This window comes from Borreliella californiensis (genome assembly GCF_014205885.1).
Taxonomy (GTDB): Bacteria; Spirochaetota; Spirochaetia; order Borreliales; family Borreliaceae; genus Borreliella; species Borreliella californiensis.
The window spans coordinates 302,142-317,208 of record NZ_JACHFB010000001.1 but is presented as its reverse complement, the minus strand read 5'-3'; the positions used below and the strand labels follow the sequence as shown (position 1 = coordinate 317,208).

At 28.5% G+C, this 15,067-nt stretch carries 12 protein-coding genes, 2 tRNA genes and 1 other RNA gene; all 15 read right to left on the bottom strand.

Annotated elements, in window-relative coordinates; all coding sequences use genetic code 11:
* Positions 1-132 precede the first annotated feature (132 nt).
* The 15 genes from rodA to HNP67_RS01470 all read right to left on the bottom strand — a co-directional run bounded on the left by rodA (position 133) and on the right by HNP67_RS01470 (position 15,059).
* Positions 133-1,449, bottom strand: coding sequence for a rod shape-determining protein RodA (rodA, locus tag HNP67_RS01540; RefSeq protein ID WP_184124314.1), 1,317 nt, complete (start codon positions 1,447-1,449; stop codon positions 133-135).
* A gap of 4 nt (positions 1,450-1,453) precedes the next feature.
* Positions 1,454-3,253 carry a penicillin-binding protein 2 gene (gene mrdA, locus HNP67_RS01535; RefSeq protein ID WP_184124312.1) on the bottom strand — a complete coding sequence of 600 codons (1,800 nt, stop codon included), beginning with the start codon at positions 3,251-3,253 and terminating at the stop codon, positions 1,454-1,456.
* On the bottom strand, positions 3,253-3,735 hold the full coding sequence (gene mreD / locus HNP67_RS01530) for a rod shape-determining protein MreD (RefSeq protein WP_184124310.1): 483 nt from the start codon (positions 3,733-3,735) through the stop codon (positions 3,253-3,255). The genes mrdA and mreD overlap by 1 nt, the downstream gene beginning before the upstream one ends.
* A complete protein-coding gene (gene mreC / locus HNP67_RS01525; protein ID WP_184124308.1) occupies positions 3,735-4,580 on the bottom strand; it encodes a rod shape-determining protein MreC in 846 nt (281 codons plus the stop codon). The genes mreD and mreC overlap by 1 nt, the downstream gene beginning before the upstream one ends.
* Positions 4,581-4,583: 3 nt before the next feature.
* The gene (locus HNP67_RS01520; RefSeq protein WP_044054999.1) at positions 4,584-5,633 is read right to left on the bottom strand and encodes a rod shape-determining protein; all 1,050 of its coding nucleotides are present in this window, start codon (positions 5,631-5,633) and stop codon (positions 4,584-4,586) included.
* A gap of 10 nt (positions 5,634-5,643) precedes the next feature.
* Positions 5,644-6,612: a tetratricopeptide repeat protein gene (locus tag HNP67_RS01515; RefSeq protein WP_184124306.1), complete on the bottom strand. Its 969-nt coding sequence runs from the start codon at positions 6,610-6,612 to the stop codon at positions 5,644-5,646.
* A gap of 25 nt (positions 6,613-6,637) precedes the next feature.
* Positions 6,638-6,989: RNase P RNA component class A (rnpB, locus tag HNP67_RS01510), an RNA gene on the bottom strand.
* 26 nt (positions 6,990-7,015) lie between these two features.
* A complete protein-coding gene (locus tag HNP67_RS01505) occupies positions 7,016-7,774 on the bottom strand; it encodes a zinc ribbon domain-containing protein (protein WP_184124304.1) in 759 nt (252 codons plus the stop codon).
* A gap of 12 nt (positions 7,775-7,786) precedes the next feature.
* A complete protein-coding gene (gene rpoD / locus HNP67_RS01500; RefSeq protein ID WP_184124302.1) occupies positions 7,787-9,682 on the bottom strand; it encodes an RNA polymerase sigma factor RpoD in 1,896 nt (631 codons plus the stop codon).
* A gap of 3 nt (positions 9,683-9,685) precedes the next feature.
* On the bottom strand, positions 9,686-11,467 hold the full coding sequence (dnaG, locus tag HNP67_RS01495; RefSeq protein ID WP_184124300.1) for a DNA primase: 1,782 nt from the start codon (positions 11,465-11,467) through the stop codon (positions 9,686-9,688).
* 5 nt (positions 11,468-11,472) lie between these two features.
* A complete protein-coding gene (mltG, locus tag HNP67_RS01490; protein WP_184124298.1) occupies positions 11,473-12,504 on the bottom strand; it encodes an endolytic transglycosylase MltG in 1,032 nt (343 codons plus the stop codon).
* 208 nt (positions 12,505-12,712) lie between these two features.
* Positions 12,713-12,794 (bottom strand) — tRNA-Tyr (locus HNP67_RS01485).
* 4 nt (positions 12,795-12,798) lie between these two features.
* Positions 12,799-12,872, bottom strand: a tRNA-Thr gene (locus tag HNP67_RS01480).
* A gap of 88 nt (positions 12,873-12,960) precedes the next feature.
* Positions 12,961-13,284, bottom strand: coding sequence for a hypothetical protein (locus HNP67_RS01475; protein WP_184124296.1), 324 nt, complete (start codon positions 13,282-13,284; stop codon positions 12,961-12,963).
* A gap of 5 nt (positions 13,285-13,289) precedes the next feature.
* Entirely contained in the window at positions 13,290-15,059 is a 1,770-nt protein-coding gene (locus tag HNP67_RS01470; protein ID WP_184124294.1) for a hypothetical protein, read from the bottom strand.
* Positions 15,060-15,067: the final 8 nt, after the last annotated feature.

The following is a 15,067-nucleotide window of genomic DNA, read 5'->3' as shown; positions in this document are numbered from 1 at the left end:
AATTAAAATTCACATTCATCACTTTTACGCAAAAAATACGTACCTCAAATATTTATAATTACTAAATTAAAATATACAAAAAAATTTTCTAAAAAAATAGAGATAAGAAAACAAAAAACTGAAAATATATTCTCAATCCATAGCAACTATTGATTCAATATTAAAATAAAAAGACATTGCTAAAAAAAATGTAATAGTAGAAGAACCTCCATAAGAGAGAAAAGGAAACGGAATCCCAGTAATAGGAAGAACTCCTAAAGACATTCCAACATTAAAAGAAGTATGGAAAAATAAAAGTCCTAAAATTCCAGATATTACTAAGGCCATATACCTATCTTGACTTTTATTCATTATTATTAAAAATTTAAAAAAAAGAAAAAAAAATAATATTAAAATAGTACTAACACCTAAAAACCCAAACTCTTCAGCAAGAATAGAAAAAATAAAATCTGTGCTTTGAGATGGCACATAATTAGCATGGGTATAAGGTCCCTTTAAAAATCCTTTTCCAAATAGACCACCAGAACCAATTGCTATTTTAACCTGATTCAAATTCCAACCAGCACCCTTAGCATCAATAGCTGGATCTAAGAATACCAAAAAACGCTTAATCTGATAAGTCTTCATTAACTTTGAAAGGACCTTTGAAAGCACTATTGAAACCAATAAAATAGAACTTGCAAAAAATACATAAAAATAAATTATTTTGATACTCAAACCATATTTAGAAATAAAAAATCCTAAAACAGAAATCAAAAGTATTAAAAGCAGCACTCCCATTATTACTCTAAAATAAAAAGGATTTGAGAAAATAAGATAAAACACATTGCCCATATTTACCTTATATTCATACCAAACCGGCAAAATCGCAAAAACAAAAGAAAAAAATCCTATCAACGCAAATGCTAAAACATAATGCAAATCTATTCCTGCAAAAAAAGAAATAAATATAAAAATGGTTAAATATACTATCGCTGTACCAAAATCAGGTTGCAACAATATAAGAATTACCGATGGAAAAATTAATAAAAATGCAGCAATAAAGGTAAAAAATTCATTATAACCCTTTTTTTCAGTATAAAATTTTGAAAGGGTCAAAATAATAACAACTTTACCAAATTCAGAAGGCTGTCCTCCAAGTTTCCATATACCAATCCAAGACCTTGCTCCATTTACAGTCATTCCAAAAAATGCAGTAAAAATTAAAGCTAATATTAATAAAAAATATAAAGGATATACCATACTATACACAAATTTTAAATCATATCTGCCCACTATAAAAATTAAAAAAAATCCAATAATTACCCAAAAGGTTTGCTTTATATATTCATTCTTAGTTAAGGATCCACTAATATTATAATCGCTAGAATAAATCAACAATATACCAACAAAAGAAACTATAAGTAAGCTTATCAAAGCAAAATAATCATAATTTTTTCTAAAAACCATTAATCTACCTAATATACCATGGCCTATAACCCTTAAGAATATCTTCATAACTTTGATTTGCAAAAATGCCCTGCATTATTAAATCTGTAGATTTTGCAGGCCACCAATCTACATTACTTTTTGCCTCAACCAAACTAAAAACAATAATTTGATTATCAGCTGAACCGTTATAAGGGGCAAGTCCAATAAAAGAACTATTTTCAAAACCATCTACACCGGTTTGACCAGTGCCTGTTTTGCCTCCAACCTTAACGGCTTGCGTAAGAACTGCATATCTTGCTGTACCATAGGTTACAACACTTCTCATATATTTTTTCAGAAGTTTAAATGTGCTTTTACTAATAAGATTTGTCTTTCTTAATATTTCTGGTTTATTCTCAAGAATAACTTTATTAGTACCGCCCTTTAAAATTTTATTTACAATTCTAGGTTTATATACAACACCTTCATTTGCAATCATAGCAACCATATTAACAATCTGCATAGGAGTAGCATTTAAAAATCCTTGGCCTATTGAAAAATTTACAGTATCTCCTCCTACCCAAGGCTGATTAAAAATTTTTTCTTTCCACTCAGGACTAGGAAGAAGACCAGCTACTTCATTTGGCAAATCAATTCCTGTTTTTTCTCCAAACCCAAATTCTTTTGCATATTTTCTAATTCTATCAACTCCAAGATACTTAAGCCCAAGTGTATAAAAATACACATTAGAAGAATGTGCAACCGCCTCTTCTAAATTAACATACCCATGACCACCAGGCTTCCAACAATGAAAAATTCTATTTCCAACTTTAAAATATCCAGGACAATAAATCTTACGATCCTTGTCTATAACTTTCTCCTCAAGAATAGCAGCAGCAACAACTAATTTAAAAATAGACGCAGGCGGATAAACAGATTGAATTGCTTTATTTAAAAAAGAGTAATCTTCCTTATTATCTTTATTATAAACATCTCTCATAGAATAATAAGGATAATTGTGAAGAGCAAGAACAGCACCTGTTGATGGCTTTAATACTACAATAGAACCATACCTTTTACCCAAAGCATTCTTAGCAAGATCTTGAATGTTTTTATTAATATTAAGTACAACATCATTACCAGGCACCATATTTCTTATAATAGAACCATCGTCTATTCTTCTCTCCTTAGAGTCTACTTTATATTTTATTAATCCCTCTTGCCCCCTAATGTAATTATCATAAACTTGTTCAACACCTAACTTTCCAATCGTAGAAGTATTATCATACCCACTAACATTATAAAATGTTCTAAGCTCTCTTTGATTTATTTGCCCAACATAACCGATTGAATGGGAATATGAATCATCAACTAAATAGTTGCGCTTAAAAGAATAGGTCCATAAAAGAGCAGGATAATAAAACTTTTTTTCAGAAATTTTAAAAAGCATCTTTGGGGTAAGTTCAATTATTTCAACATCTTTAAGATACCCACCAGTCTCTTGAAGCTTAGATAAAATAATTGATTTATCAATGTCTAGAGTGCTTGATAAAAAATCTATCATCTCAATTCTAGTAGCAGCAGGCATATTATAATACTGTTGCAAACTTATCTTTAAAATAAACATAGTTAAATTATTTGCCAAAATATTAGAATGAGAATCTAAAATCTCACCCCTTGAAGCATTGATTTTTTCCAATCTAGATAAAAAAACATTAGCTTCTCTGTCGTAAAATAAATGCTTGCCAATTTGCATTTGAAATAAAATCGCCAAATACAGCAACATAATTACTATTAAAAAAAATATACCGAACTTGTATCTGAAATTTGTTATAACACCCACTAATAATCCTCTTTAAAAGAATAAAAATTTCTAGTAAAATAATTTTGAATTGGATATAAAAAGTTAATAGACATTATATTTACAACAAGATCAAGGTTAAAAATTGAATAATTAAAAGATTTTAAATCTATAATATCATAAAACACAATAGCTAAAAACCATAATATAACTTTTGAAAGAATAAAAAATATTGTCATGCTAAGCATATTTTTAGGCATGAATAACTTTATTTTATTGTTAAAATAAAATATTATTGTATAACCAAAAACAAAAAATCCAAGTGGTAATCCTGTAAAATAATCCATAAGAAGACCATATGAAATACTAGATAATAATCCCACATTAAAAATAAAATTCAAAGAATTAAAAACTAGAAAAATTAAAAAAATATCTATTGAAAAATACATATAAGTTGCAAAATAGTGTTGAAAAATTTTACCTAAAAATGCACTCGAAATAAAATATGTAAAAAATGCTGCCATTATTCACCAACCTCTTTGTTGTTTTTAACAAGAAAAACATACTCAAGCTTATCTAAAACTATAGCTGGCTCTACTTCTATTTTTAAAAGAGAATTGTAATCAAGAATATGAAAATTTGTAATCTTTCCAATATAAATACCAACTGGATATTCACTAAATCCAGCAGTAACAATAGAATCTCCTATCTTTAAATCTTTTTCAGCAAGTCTATTAACGTAATTCATTTCAAGTTTTTTACCATAACCATTGCCTTCTATAAGACCTATAAACCTACTGCTTTGAATTCTTGCAGACACAAAATTTTCATAATTAGTCAAAGGCAAAATTTTAGCAGTATTAGAATAGACCTTTACAACTTTGCCTACAAGACCACTAAATCCATCCTGATATGCAACTGCAATCATATCCTTTTCTATCCCATCATTAAATCCTTTATTAATAGCCATTAAAGTCGATATGTTTGAATAGTTTAGATATATAATCTCTGCTGAAATAAAATCACTAGAGCTTGACGAATAAAAATTTAATTGCTCTTTGAGACGAACATTCTCTTGCCTTAATGATTGTATATTCTGAGTTACTATTTCAAGCTGTTGTATTCTTTTTTTATAAAATTCTATCTTGTCCTTATAATTTTTATATTCATTTACAGTTTTAAAAACGTTGGAAATAAAACTAAAAACCCCGTGCATTCTACTTTGAATATAAGAATTAAGAGTAAAAAACAAAAAATTATCAGATCTTCTCTTTTGAATACTGCTTGAATCATAAATCATAAAAACAAGAGAAACTATCAATACTAAAAGTACTTTGATAAAATTCTTGAATTTGACAAGAAAATTCATAATTTATTCATTAATAAAACTGTAAATATTCTTGCTAATATCTATTCTATTGGCATAATCATAAAATAAACCGGCACCAACAGCTACAGAGAGAAGTGGATTGTCCGCAACATAAACAGGAACTCCTGTCTCTTTTGAAAGAAGTCTATTTAAACCCTTAAGAAGGGCCCCTCCTCCTGTCAAAATGATGCCACGTTCAACAATGTCTGTAGCAAGCTCTGGAGGAGTTGCACCAAGAGTGCGCTTAACTTCATCCACAACAACATTTATAGGTTCTTGTAAAGACTCTCTTACTTCCATAGAATCAACAAGTTGCTTTCTAGGAAGACCAGTTACAGCATCTGTACCCTTAATATCTATTTTTTCTACCCTTAAATTTTGAATATCGGGATATACATTTCCTATCTTAATTTTTAATTTTTCTGCTGTCTGTTGACCAATTATAATATTATGAGAATTTCTCATATACTTTATTATGCTCTCATCAAATTCATCACCACCAGTCCTAATTGCCCTACTTACAACCATACCGCCAAGAGAAATAACAGATATTTCTGTAGTTCCACCTCCAATATCACATACCATATGACCTGTAGGTTCAAAAATAGGAATATCAGATCCAATAGCAGCTGCCAGGGATTCTTCTATTACTTTAACTTCTCTTGCACCAGCATTCATTGCACTCTCTTTTACAGCTCTTCTCTCAACCTCTGTAATACAAGTGGGAACGCCTATTACCATTCTTGGCTTAAAAAACAATTTTTTACGAGAAAAAATTTGATTAATAAAATATTTAATCATCTTCTCTGTATTCTCAATATCAGCAATAACTCCATCTCTAAGTGGACGCACAGCTTTAATATTTTCTGGAGTTTTCCAAAGCATTTTTTTAGCATTTCTGCCAACCGCAACGACTTTATTACCTTTGGTAACATCTATTGCAACAACAGAAGGCTCGCTCATCACCACTCCATAATCTTTAATATAAACCAATGTATTACATGTTCCAAGATCAATGCCAATATCTATCAAAAAAGACTTAAACAAATTCAAATCAACCTCCCTAAAAGTCTTCCAAAGTAATTCCAAGTCTCTCTCTTGCTGCTTCTAAATAAGGATTAAGATTGAGAGCTTCTCTCCAGTATTTTCTAGCTTTAGGATAATCTTTATCTTTCTTCCTATATATATCTCCTATTTTAACATAAACGCTAGAATTTGAACTATTAATTTCTAGAACTTTATTATAGTAATTAAAAGCATTGTCATAATCGCCTTTATCTAATAGAATATCTCCATAAAGCAAATATACCTTTTGAATTAAATTTTCATCCGTTTTCTCACCCTTTGACAATTTCCTTTTTTCTTCTTCTATTATTTTTTTTATATACTCAATGCTTTTGTTTATATCATTCAACTTATAATTAACATAAGCTAAACTCCAAAGCACTAAATCAGATTTATTTTCATTAAAAGCTTTTTCAAAAAACTTTAAACTAGACTTGTAATCTCTTAAAAGCTGATAAGAATACCCCAAATATTCAAAAATATCTTCTTTAATGTTCATGAAATCAAAATTATCAGCACTTAAAGCCTTCTTTAAAAATTTTACAGCAAGCTCACTATAAAACTCTCCTTTATGAGAATATGCTTTTCCTAATATATAATACAAAGGGCTTATGGAGACTCCATCATTTATAGAAATTAAAAATCTTAATCTTTCTATGGATTTATCTAAAAATTCTCCTTTTAAATATCCTTCATTTACTATTAAAGAATAATAAAAATATGAAAATCCCAAAAGTAAATTTAAATTAAAATCAAATTTATGGCTTTTAATATCATTCTCAGCATAATCTATTATTTCTTTATATTCTTTTTTATCCCAAAGTAAAAGCAAATCAACTTCTGTTGGCCCTGCTTTTAAATAAGAACTAGAAAAAGACTTAAAATATGATAAAATGTAATAAATTAAAAAAATGAAAATGATAATCATAAATGAGTAAAAAATATATCTTAAATATCTTATTTCCATTTAAAACTCTCTTTTAGGCTTAATGAAATTAAGCTGACACCCATAAGCCGAGTTCTGTACTATGCCATCATCTCTCTTGTTTTTTTATCACTAAAAAAATCGTGCGATCTACCCGTAAGCATGTCCTCAAGAACAAAGGCCACTTACATACTTGATCTTGCTCCTAATGAGGTTTATCTTGCCTGTATTTATTGCTAAATAAGCGGTGAGCTCTTACCTCACCTTTTCACCCTTACCTTTTAAGGCGGTAATTTTCTGCGACACTTTCTTAAGTTTTAAACCCCTAGGCATTACCTAGCATTATGTTCTTATTGGAGCTCGGACTTTCCTCTTAAGCTTTAATTGTTAAAACTAAGCGATGGCTGACTGTCAGCTTAAATAAAAAGTATCAAATTAATAAATTTTATTCAACAAGATCTGCTAAACTACCAGGAATTATTTCATCACTTATTTGAATTTTATCCTGATAATAAAGTATTCTACTACAATAAGGACAAAATTTAATATCGTTGGGCTCACGTCTTACCTTATTTGCAAATTCAACAGGAAGTATCATATGACAACCTTTACAAACATTGTTAACCAAAGGCACAACTCCATTTGATTTATTTCTTATTATTCTTTGAAATTTAAATAAAAAATCTTCATTCATTTTAGAAGCACAATTTAACTCTTCACTCTCTATTTCTAAAAGTTTCTTTTCAATTTCTAAAAGCTCTAGCTCAAAACTACTGCTTTCGGCTCTAAAACATTCTTCTTCTTTGCTGTGCTTCTCGTTGACATCTAATATTTCCTTTTCTATTTTAGTTTTAAGCCCATTAACATGTGTCATCTTTTTTCTAATTGTAACTTCATCGTCAATAATAACTTGAAGTTCTTTTTCAAGAGCTTCATATTCTCTTTGCGTTTTAATGCTGTCAATTTTTTCTTCAGCCTTGCTTTTCCTTGAATTAATATCTTGAATATCTAGCTTTAAAGCAGAATCTTCTTTTTGATACTCCTTAAACTTTTGTTGCAAATCAACAAGAACTTTTGATAATTCTTCAATCTGATTTTTTTTAGCCTCCAAATACTTGGGAATACTTTTTCGCCTTTCTTCAAGTTCAAACTTAGACTTATATATAACTTCAAGTTTTTTCAATGTATCAATATTATTTTCCATCAATCCTCCTGTTCAATTTAAATCTTCAAGATAATCTTTTAACTTTTGAGTTTTTTTGGGGTTTTTAAGGCGTCTTAATGCTTTAGATTCAATTTGCCTAATTCTTTCCCTTGTAACATTAAAATGAAGTCCAACCTCCTCAAGAGTCAAAGAATAGCCATCTTCAAGTCCAAATCTCATTTTTACAACTTCTTGTTCTCTTTCAGGAAGAGTTCCAAGAATTGCTCTTATTTGATCTTGCAAAACTACAAAGGATGTGTGATTTGCGGGATTTTTTATTGCCTTATCCTCAATAAAATCGCTAAGAACAGAATCCTCCTCTTCTCCAATTGGTGTTTCAAGAGAAACAGGCTCTCTTGAAACACTCTTTACAGTTTTGACCTTTTTAAGCTCCCATCCAAGTCTGTCTGAAAGCTCTTCATCTGTGGGATCTTTGCCTAAAACTTGAATTAAATATCTCGTTTCTCTATTAAGTCTATTTATTTGTTCAATCATATGCACAGGAACTCTAATTGTGCGAGCTTGATCAGAAATAGATCTTGTTATAGCTTGCCTAATCCACCAAGTAGCATAAGTTGAAAACTTAAAACCCCTCTTATATTCAAACTTTTCAACAGCTTTAATCAATCCAATATTACCTTCTTGAACAAGATCAAAAAAATGAAGACCTCTATTTGCATATTTTTTAGCAATGCTTACAACAAGTCTTAAATTAGCCTTAATCAACTGATCTTTAGCATGCTGCATCATTTGCTTCCCTTTAGCAATCTCTTCTGACATGCTTATTATTTTATCCGTTGGATATTCATAATACATTTCAATTCTCTCAAGTTCTTTTTGAGCAAGCTGAGCCTCTGTAATCTGCTCTTTAATAGCATCTTCTTTAAGTTTGAGAAATTTTTCTATCTCTATTTTTTTTTCAGCAATAGTCAAATCTCTTCCAAGAACCCTCAAATCTCTTATTTTTTCAATTTTCAATCTGCTTAGAATTATTCTTTGCTGTCTTTGCAAATCCTTTATTTTGTTAGCAGAGTCAATATAATCATCTGAAAAAATCCTTAACTCCTCTTGATACAAAGGAATATCTCTTAAAAGCTCTTTTAAGGCTAATCTTTCTTTTTTTAAATTCTTTTCAAAAATATCCCCACCAAGATCATACACCTTATGCTTATTATCTACATAACTTATTAAACGATCTTGAATTGGCTTTAAAGGAATTTTGTAAAAAGAGGCAATTCTTTTTTTTTTATTATAATAATCCGGACTATTCTCTTTATCCTTATCTTTTTCTCTTTTAAAAAACTCTTCCCTTTCCATTCTTGAGTAAATAGTATTCACAAGATTATAATAATTTTCTATAACAAGTCCTTCATTCTTAAGAATATTCTCAATTATACTCTCTCCAGAATCCATTTGCTTTGCAAGTTCAACTTCTTGATTTCCTGTTAATAGAAACTCTTTTCCTATTTCCTTTAAATAAAGCTTGATTGGATCTTCTGAATGGCTATCTTTTAAGACGTTACTTTTAATATACCCTGAACCTAAATCATCCTTAACAGAAATATCTTCTTCATCACAATCATCTAACTTAACATCAATATCAATATCTTCCTCATCACTTTGAAAACCATCATCTAAAATCATAAAATTTTTATCAGATTCAATTTCAACCTCTTCCTCTTCATCATTTCCATCTTCGCCAACAACCAGATCTAATTCCGAAATTTTATTAACTAACCTTATGCCACTATCCTCAAGCACCGAGCAAATACAATCAAGAATCTCTGGTTCTAATATGTCATCGGGAAGTAAATTTGATAATTCACTAAAACTAAGAGATTTTCTATCTCCTAAATGAGTAATAATACCCTCTACCAGCTTCGAATATTTCTTTTCCAAATCCGACAAAACCTAACTCCCTGGAACATCATCTATGTATATTTTTAAATTTTTTCTCTGCATATTTAGAAACATTAACTCATTTATTTGAATCTTAGCATTTACCAAAGAGTCCCCATCATATCTTTTTTTGCAAAGCAAAACACGAGAATCTAATTTTCTTCTCTTGATTGCAAGTAAAATATGAATGAGCATCTCATCATCTACTTCAAACTCAGAATTTAAAATTTTTTCAAAAAAAAATTCACTAACTTTATAGGTATCCTTTAAATTTTTTTTTAACTCCATTAATGAAAAATCTTTATTATTTTCAAATAAATTTTCAAAGCACACAAAAACTTTTCTGGCATCAATATTAACTAAATCACTATCAATAATATTGCGCCTTACTGTACTAAAATAACTAAAATTTTTCAACAAAGCTACTATTAGATACCTCTCATAAGAATCATCATTATGAGCATACAAATTTCTTTTATTATTGTCAACTACAAATCTTTCTTTTATTCTATAATAATCTTTTAATAAAGTTGTCACGCCAATACCAAGCTTATCGCTTAGCTTGTATAAAAAAATTTTTTTCTGAGTATCTACTTTTGATAAATTTATCAAATTTAAAAATAAATTAATCATGGCGTTTAAATCTACAGTTTTATTTAAATCATATTTATTAGAATAAACATCTAAGAGATATTCAAAAGCATCACATCTATTATTTAAAATTCTTTGCAAAAAGTCTGCGCCTTCACTTTTAAAAACATCCGCGGGATCGTAACCAAAATCCATTCTAACAACACTAACATTGATATTAAATGGCAAACAAACTTGATAAGCTTTTAAAGTTGCAGAAAGTCCAGCATCATCCCCATCAAAAGCAAATATTATCTCATCAGCATATCTTTGAATCAAAGCCAGATGTTCTTTTGAAAAAGCAGTGCCAAGAGTAGATATGGCTCTCTTAATCCCAGATGTAAAAAAAGCAAGAACATCTATATATCCTTCCACCAATATAACTGATTTTGTAGATTTAATTTCCTCAAAACCCTCATAAAATCCATAAAGAAGCTCTTTTTTTTTAAAAACTTCAGTTTCACTTAAATTAATATACTTAGAACCTTTCCCATCTAAATCTCGACCTCCAAAACCAACAACATTTCCTTTAAAGTCTTTAATTGGAAAAATTAATCTTTGAGATAAAATGGAAGCTTTGGGATTAGCTTTTGAGAACAAACCACTTTTTCTAAGTACTTCAGAAGAGTATCCTTTTGAAACTAAAAAATCATGAAGCTCTAACCCATTTTTAACGTTAAATGGCAAATAACCAAGTTCAAATAAATCAACGATTTCCTTAGATATTGCTCTACTCTTTAAAACATAATCTAAAGCTTTTTTGTTTTTATTTAAAAAAAATTTAATGGTATTAATTAACCTAGAATTCAAAGAGTAAATTTTTGAAACTATGTCTTTATTTTCAATTTTCTTTTCACTTTCTCTACTTATTTTTAAATCATCATAATGAATACCGGATTTTTCACATAAAATCTTAAGAGCATCATTGTAATTGATTTTTTCCATATCCATTAAAAATCCAATAACATCTCCACCCTTTTTACATCCAAAACAATAAAAATATCCTTGCAAAGGATTTACAAAAAAAGAGGGAGTCTTCTCAGCATGAAAAGGGCAAAGGCCTTTATAAGTAGATCCCGATTTAACAAGCTTAATATACTGCTCCACAATAGTTACAATATCAAACTTGCTTTTAATTGAGGCTGCCGTTTGCAAATACTTCATAATTCTTAATCCTTAGTAATAAAATTTTTAATATAATCTTTTGCCCCTAAAAGATGTGAAGAATAATCCGATGAAAATTGATGTGTACCCAACTTAGAGTCCTTTACCACAAAAAATAAACATTGCGTATTTTTTGGGAAAAAAGCTGCTTGCAGTGAAATAATGCCGGCATTTGAAATTGGAGTAGGAGGATATCCTTTATTAATATATGTGTTATAAGGAGAATCTATCTCTAAATCTGAAAAATAAATTCTCTTAGGATGGCTTCGTCCTAACTCCTCTGTAATAACATATTCAATAGTGGCGCAGGATTGTAATGCCATACCAGATTTTATTCTATTATAAAAAACCGAAGACATTATTGGGGCTTCACTTTTAACCCTATACTCGCGTTCAACAATAGATGCTATTATTACCCTATTGTAAAGCTCCTTACTTGAATAATCACTGAAAACAACGCCTATAGATTTAAGCTTACTTAAAAAATTATCAACAAACATACGAACTACATTTTTTATTTCTATACCCTTATAAAATTTATAAGTATCTGGAAATAAAAACCCTTCAAGGGAATCGTAATTAAATCCAAGCTCATAAATAAATGATTTTTTGTTGATCAAAAAAATAAAATCTTGAACATCATCAATGACAGAAAATTCTTTAAGCTTTAAAGCAATTCTTCTGCTAGTATACCCTTCGGGTATTGTAACATCAATATTTACATTAGAAGATCCCTTTAAAAACTCTTTATATATTTCAAACGTAGAAAAATCACCATTGATTAAATATCTTCCCTCTTTAAATTGTTTATCACTACCTAAAATATACGAAATAAAAACAAGAAGCAGTTCGGATTTAATCAATTTTTGTTTTTTCAATTCTTTAGCTATTTTCTTGACTCCCCAACCTTTCTCAATATTAAATTCATAATCTAAGCCATTTGCTAAAGAAGATAAATTTAAGAAATATATAAAAATTGACAAAATAGACCCTAAAAAGAAGAAAAGAATAAATACTTTCCCAATTTTAATAAGCACAAGAATCTCCTAGCTAAACAAAAGTTTTTACTAATTACACTTTAGCTATCAATTAAAATTTTTAATTGATAGCTAAAATCATATTTTATAACCAATAATAACTTTTCTAAATAGACAAAAACACAAGCACAAAAATGAAACGACATAACACACTTAAAAGAACACAATCAAAATTATAAAAAGGCAATCACTTATAATCCCACTAAATTGGGGAGGGTGGGATTCGAACCCACGTAGGCAAAGCCAACAGATTTACAGTCTGCCCCGGTTAACCACTTCGGTACCGCCCCTAAAAGCCGACTGTCGGAGTCGAACCGACGACCTGCGGTTTACAAGACCGCTGCTCTGGCCAGCTGAGCTAAGTCGGCAAATAAAAAACTAATAGTTAGTTTATAAAAATAAAATTCATTAGTCAATAGAATAATGATAAATAATTAATACAATATTCCTATTAATCTATTTGTTACCAGAAAGAAAGATTTTAAAAACAAGAGCACAAAAAAAAATCACAAAACTAAAAATTAAAATTAAATAGTAATTAATTCTTTTATTTCTCAATAAATAAAAAAATATCAACCTAGTAGATTCAAGACCAAAAGAAACAGAGCTTAAAATAATAGCAAAATCAAGATAAAATTTCTGAAAATTGTAAACAAAAATATTGTAAGAACCAGCCAAAAATACAAATAAACTCAATAAAGAATTTAAAAACAACACAATAACCAAGATTCTAATAAAATTTGAAAAACGTCTTAGATTTTTTACATTAAAAATTTTCATAAAATTTATAAATTTTTTATTATAAAAAGTGCCTGATTTATAATTTCTAAAAGATTACCAATAACATCAGCTAATGTAATTGTTTTATTTTCATTTACCATTGATTTGTAAGAAACAGTTAAAGATTTTCGAATAAAAACATTATGATTTTCCAACAGAGCCAAACATCTCTTTTTAAGCTCAATAAAATAATCTACAAATCTATTTGAAACCTTATTAATAGAAGCCGATTCATTTAAGCACCATTTCAAAACCCTTTCCTTATAAGTGTCATCAATTTTACTCTCTCTTTTATACCTTTCAAACTCTTCGTTTTTATAATCAATCTCAAAGTAAATATTATAAATTTCTTTTTTTAAAGCAGTAATATTATTTTCAATGTCAACATATATATTTCTCAAATCATGATTATTAATTAATACGACATTATTTATAGTTCTTAAAACTTCCATCATTCTAACATCATATATGTTTTTAAAAAAATCATTAAGAAAATATAACTTTTTAAAACTATACTGACCATTTAATTCATTAAAAATCTCGCCCTTTAAATTTAAAACTATACCAGGATCTCTAACAAGACTTTTTATTTCTTTGATCACAAGAACTTTTAAAGCGCTATCATGCTTTTTAATAGCCTGACCCATAACATTTAAAAATAAAATGTTCTCATAAAAATTTTTTACATCAAAAAAGGGTACATATTTTTTAGGAGACACAACGGGATTTTTGCAATATACTTTAAAAATATTCAAATAGGGTAAAGTTCTTGACAAGCCAACAATCTTAGATACAATCGATAAAACATTTTTCAATACGTATTCTACTCGAGATATATGATCTTCTCTTGAAATTATCTCTGAATTACTAATATCATCAGATATTGAAAAATAATTTGATATAATGGTTTTAACAATATCTTCATTTATCTCAATATCTTTTAATGTATACAAAATGTCAAAAAAAGAATTCAAATACTTACTAACACTTGAAAAGCTAGTTCCAAATCCAACCTCAAGGTCAACAATGTTAATATTTTCAGCATTATCTAAAAGATCTACATTGAAAAATGAAAAAAAAGATTTGTAGGGAAAAAACGCCAAACTATTAAAAACATAATAAAACTCAAACATATCAGAAACAATTTTGTAAGTATTAGATGGAATAGAACTAATATACTCATTTATCTTGACCTTAAGAGATTCTTCTAAATCGTTTTGAGTTTTTTCCTTTTTCAAGAAAAGCTCATATTCGCCCTCATCTAAAAAATCTTCCAAATTTTTTTTAGAATTAAGAACTTTACTTTGAATAATTTCTAAAATAGTTTGCTCAACAATAATGCCACCTTTTTCTAATTTCTTAAAAAATTCTTTCAATTCCATTGAATATCGGTAAACATTAAAAAACATTTCTACAAAACCAACATGCAAACATTCTCTCTTAAAATCTATTACTGGATTTTTGCACATCTCATTAATTTGATTTTCCAGATTTCTTATAACATAAGCTTTATAAATATCCTCTTTACTTTTATCTTTCTGAAAAAAATTTAAAATAGTTAACCACATTCTAATAAGAAATGATTCTTCCATTAAACGCCCTAAAAGAAATTTTTCAAGCTGAGAATCAACATAAGGCTCATTGCTACTATTGGGTAAAACAAAATCGGAAGAATTCAAACCCAAGCTTTTTTTTATATCATTCATCAACCTATTTTTAGTCTCTTTTGAAAGTTGACCTATAGCATTGTATACACTATTGTTATTACTACTCATAAAACCCC

What these genes read in the sequence shown, in the direction of transcription:
- rodA (WP_184124314.1), bottom strand. Translation starts at nt 1,449, where the DNA reads ATGGTTTTTAGAAAAAATTATGATTATTTTGCTTTGATAAGCTTACTT.
- mreD (WP_184124310.1), bottom strand. Translation starts at nt 3,735, where the DNA reads ATGGCAGCATTTTTTACATATTTTATTTCGAGTGCATTTTTAGGTAAA.
- mreC (WP_184124308.1), bottom strand. Translation starts at nt 4,580, where the DNA reads ATGAATTTTCTTGTCAAATTCAAGAATTTTATCAAAGTACTTTTAGTA.
- HNP67_RS01515 (WP_184124306.1), bottom strand. Translation starts at nt 6,612, where the DNA reads ATGGAAATAAGATATTTAAGATATATTTTTTACTCATTTATGATTATC.
- HNP67_RS01505 (WP_184124304.1), bottom strand. Translation starts at nt 7,774, where the DNA reads ATGGAAAATAATATTGATACATTGAAAAAACTTGAAGTTATATATAAG.
- dnaG (WP_184124300.1), bottom strand. Translation starts at nt 11,467, where the DNA reads ATGAAGTATTTGCAAACGGCAGCCTCAATTAAAAGCAAGTTTGATATT.
- HNP67_RS01475 (WP_184124296.1), bottom strand. Translation starts at nt 13,284, where the DNA reads ATGAAAATTTTTAATGTAAAAAATCTAAGACGTTTTTCAAATTTTATT.
- HNP67_RS01470 (WP_184124294.1), bottom strand. Translation starts at nt 15,059, where the DNA reads ATGAGTAGTAATAACAATAGTGTATACAATGCTATAGGTCAACTTTCA.